The organism is Candidatus Borrarchaeum sp., from assembly GCF_019058535.1.
Lineage (GTDB): Archaea > Asgardarchaeota > Sifarchaeia > Borrarchaeales > Borrarchaeaceae > Borrarchaeum > Borrarchaeum weybense.
Genome location: NZ_JAHPYX010000094.1, coordinates 1 through 3,906 on the forward strand (window position 1 = coordinate 1; position 3,906 = coordinate 3,906).

At 38.2% G+C, this 3,906-nt stretch carries 3 protein-coding genes; 2 read left to right on the forward strand and 1 reads right to left on the reverse strand.

Annotated features, from left to right (window positions below):
• The first annotated feature begins 107 nt into the window (after window positions 1-107).
• The gene (gene iscB / locus QVB70_RS05255; protein ID WP_287584092.1) at window positions 108-1,292 is read left to right on the forward strand and encodes an RNA-guided endonuclease IscB; all 1,185 of its coding nucleotides are present in this window, start codon (window positions 108-110) and stop codon (window positions 1,290-1,292) included.
• A gap of 57 nt (window positions 1,293-1,349) precedes the next feature.
• Window positions 1,350-3,272, forward strand: coding sequence for an AAA domain-containing protein (locus QVB70_RS05260; protein ID WP_287584089.1), 1,923 nt, complete (start codon window positions 1,350-1,352; stop codon window positions 3,270-3,272).
• A gap of 46 nt (window positions 3,273-3,318) precedes the next feature.
• Here the strand turns inward: QVB70_RS05260 and QVB70_RS05265 are convergent.
• A partial coding sequence (locus QVB70_RS05265) for a DUF120 domain-containing protein (RefSeq protein WP_287584091.1) occupies window positions 3,319-3,906 on the reverse strand: 588 nt, incomplete at its 5' end.

The window sequence follows — 3,906 nt, forward strand, 5'->3', positions numbered from 1 at the left end:
ACTCTCAGTGATCACCGTAGAGTACTGACTGATAACCTTGGCGAAGAGAACCAACCTACTTTAACAGACGTTAAAGGAGGCGATAGGACTTGAGAGTACCTATCTATGTGGTAAACATGAGGGGGCAACCGCTCATGCCTACTACACAACACAACGGCAAGAAGTTGTTAAAAGAAGGCAAGGCACACGTTGTTCAGCGATGCCCTTTTACCATTCAGTTTAACTATGCTACCGGAGAAACTAGGCAACCGATTGCACTGGGAGTGGACCTCGGATATATGAACATCGGATTTAGTGCTAAGACCGATAAGTTAGAAGTCATCAGTGGTACTTTGACCTTGCGCAAGGATGTTTCTAAAAAGCTAGCGGAAAAACGTATGTATCGTAGAACTCGTAGAGGCAGATTAGGGTATCGACCACCACGATTTGATAACCGAACACGACCTGAAGGCTGGTTAGCTCCCAGTATTCAGCATAAACAAGAGTCACATATTCGATTAGTTGAAACGCTTGAAAAGTTGCTACCAATACCTTTCAAAAAGGTAGAGGTGGGCAATTTCGACGCTCACAAAATGCAGAACCCAGAAATTACAGGTGTAGAGTATCAACAGGGCGAACTTCAGGGTTACGAAGTCAAAGAATACCTTTTAGACAAATGGGGGCGTACATGTGCCTATTGTGGTAAAACGGGTGTTCCCGTAGAAGTTGAGCATATCGTCCCTAAAAGTCGAGGAGGAACTGATAGAGTGTCGAATTTGACGATTGCATGCAAGAAATGTAACCTTAAAAAAGGAGATAAGACCGCCGAGGAGTTCGGCTACCTACACATACAGAAAAAGGCAAAGAAATCACTTAAAGCAACCGCGTGTCTGAATAGCATTCGTTGGAAGTTAGTAGAGCAATTAGATGCAGAATATACTTACGGATACGTTACTAAATACCACCGCAATAAGTTAGGTTTAGAAAAATCTCATGTTAATGACGCGTTCGTTATTGCCGGCGGAACCAACCAAGAACGCTGCAGACCATATGAGGTGATACAAGTCAGGCGCAATAACCGTTCGCTACAGACGAATCGAAAGGGATTCAAACCATCTATTAGGAGACAAAAATACCAGTTGCTACCATATGACCTTGTCAAGTATAATAATAGTACATATAGAGTGAAAGGAGTTCATTGTTACGGAAAACGAGTTTTATTGGACAATCCTAAAGGAAAAAATCACAGCGTCACAATTAAAAAAGTGGAGTTGGTAAAATATGGAAAAGGGTTATTATTCAGTTTATGTTAGTTTTTGCGCATCTTTCCTCTCCACCTTAAAAGTAAGGAGTCTCCAAAGGCGATTTCAATGAATCTTGAAGAACTCGACATCAAAGATTCTGCATATAGCCATTTATGGGACTATTTAACCAGGGCAAAGGAAAAAGACCTAACTCAAATACAAACAACTCCTAGACTAATTGGGCGACCAGATTTTAACATTTCAAAGAAATATCGTTTCTTGGCAAATATAAAAGTTGAAAAAATCCAAACTATAGGTGATTTTAGAGTTAAGCCAGGAGATGCAATAATAGCTACATGGGGAAATGGAAATGATGGTACATTTTTAGTAAACAATAAAGATCGATCTCTTTTATATCCAAAGAGAGAGAAATATGGGGTAATTATAGACTATGATGCTAAAAATTACTATATTTCCTTTTCAGGGAATTTCTTGCCAGAAGAATTACGATGTTGTGACGAAATTAGTCTACGAAAAGCTGATGACCAAATCCTGTTAAGGATTCAGGAAAATATTTTGGAGAGAATTGAGCAGGGGAAAAGTAAACACCTACAGAAACTAAGAAAACTGCTTGAAAGACAAGCAGAGTTTAACCCAATCTTCCCTAGTGCACTAAATTACACCACTGAAATACTCAACGAGTCACAATTGGAAGCCGTTACAAAATGTCTCAATTTAACAGATGAGACTTACTTTTATTTGATTCATGGGCCTCCTGGTACTGGAAAAACTACCACCATTGCAGAATTGGTTACACAACTCCTTATCAGAAATAAGAACGTCCTTATCACCTCTCATACCAACGTTGCGGTTGATAATGCCTTGGAAAAACTCATAGACGTCCTGCATGACACAACACATCACGATCTTAGGAAAATATTGCTGCGCTTAGGTATGAATGCCAAGTTGCTACCAGCAATTAGACCGCTGTTAGGTACGATTAGCAGTGTCAAAGATTTTAAATCATGGAAAGTCGTGGGTTCGACATTAACAAAAGCTGGAATGTATACTTTACGACGCGATTTTGACTGGGATCACCCTCCCTTCGATTATGTCATCATAGACGAGGCTAGCATGGCGAACATACCCTTGACGCTTGTTGGCATGGTTTTTGGTAAGAAAATAATCTTGGTGGGAGATCATCTTCAACTACCACCCATTTTTAATGTGCCCATAAATCAGCGACTTGAAAAATCGCTATTTGAGATGTTGATTACTAAGTATCCAGATTTTAGCACCTTTTTAGATATCCAATACCGCTCGAATAAACACATCGCCATGTTTCCCAGCCATTTTATCTACAAAGATCGATTAAAAACTGCCTATGGTATTGAAAATATCCACCTTGATTACTTTCCTCAAAACAAGGATAGTATAAGTCAAAGTTTATCTGGCCGGTATCCCATTGCATGGCTCGATACATTTAATCTTAATGGTCAAGGTATCGAATGGAAACTGTTTGGAAACCGATATTCAGCCTGCAATATATTTGAGACTGCACTAATTATCAGAATAATTAGAGAATATCAAACAGCTGGATATAACCTTGCAAAAGATTTGGCTGTTGTAACACCTTTCCGTTTACAGGCTGCACTTATTGGACGTTTAATAAAACAATTGTTTTCAAAACATATAAATGTCATTAATCTTTGGTCAATTTCCAAATCAAACACAATAGACGCATATCAAGGTCGAGAAAACAATATAGTACTACTTTCTTTAGTAGATGATGGATTAAATCATAAGGCAGCAAAAGTGTTACAAGATAGTCGTAGAATCAATGTTGCTATCACACGTGCAAAAAGAAAACTCATCATTTTAGCCTCACACAAACTGGCTAAAGCGATAAATGTTCCTTTAATTGCAGCCTTGTTCAAGTACGTGCAACGATATGGTTGTGTTAAAACAAATCTCTCAAATCATTTGTTATCAGAAGAAGTAAATAGAGCAAAAGCAGAGTTAAACATCATTCTAAATCAAAGCAACTAAATTACTTCTTTTAGTTGTCAAATAAAGAAGGATTTCTATTATGAAGTTAGATAAATAATAATTGCACAATATCTCCATCTTTTAATCCCAATATGTTTCGTAGAAACTCTGGGGCTATGATCTCAACAACATCTTCACCATAATGGCTGCGATCCGCGTCCAACAATGCCCCCCTGGCTTTATTGTTGATCATAGTACGATATACTTTGACTGGTCCATAGGTTCTTTGACCATTAGACCACCCCTCAATTGGGATGTGTGGTATGGTACTAAGATCTTGTTTTGCGTTGATATCAGCTTTAGATCTAAGCCGTAAATTTAGTGTTCCAGGATAAGGCGTAAAGCCTAGTTGTTCCTTAAATTGTTTTAAGTAGCCTTCCTTTTGGATATAATATGAACCTTCTCCTAATCCCGTAAACACTTCTCCTTCAAGTACTACAGGAGGAAACCGATTAACGAACAAAATACTGAGATTTGAATACACTTTCTGTAATACTTCTCTTCCTTCCTTTGTTATTCGTATTAATTGCCCTTTTGGAACAATTTCTCTGCTTATCCATCCCAATTGCTCTAAATTTCTAAGTTTTCTTGCACTAGTTTGCTGGCTAAACGCAAATATTTCACTAATTCGAAC

What these genes read in the sequence shown, in the direction of transcription:
- QVB70_RS05260 (WP_287584089.1), top strand. Translation starts at nt 1,350, where the DNA reads ATGAATCTTGAAGAACTCGACATCAAAGATTCTGCATATAGCCATTTA.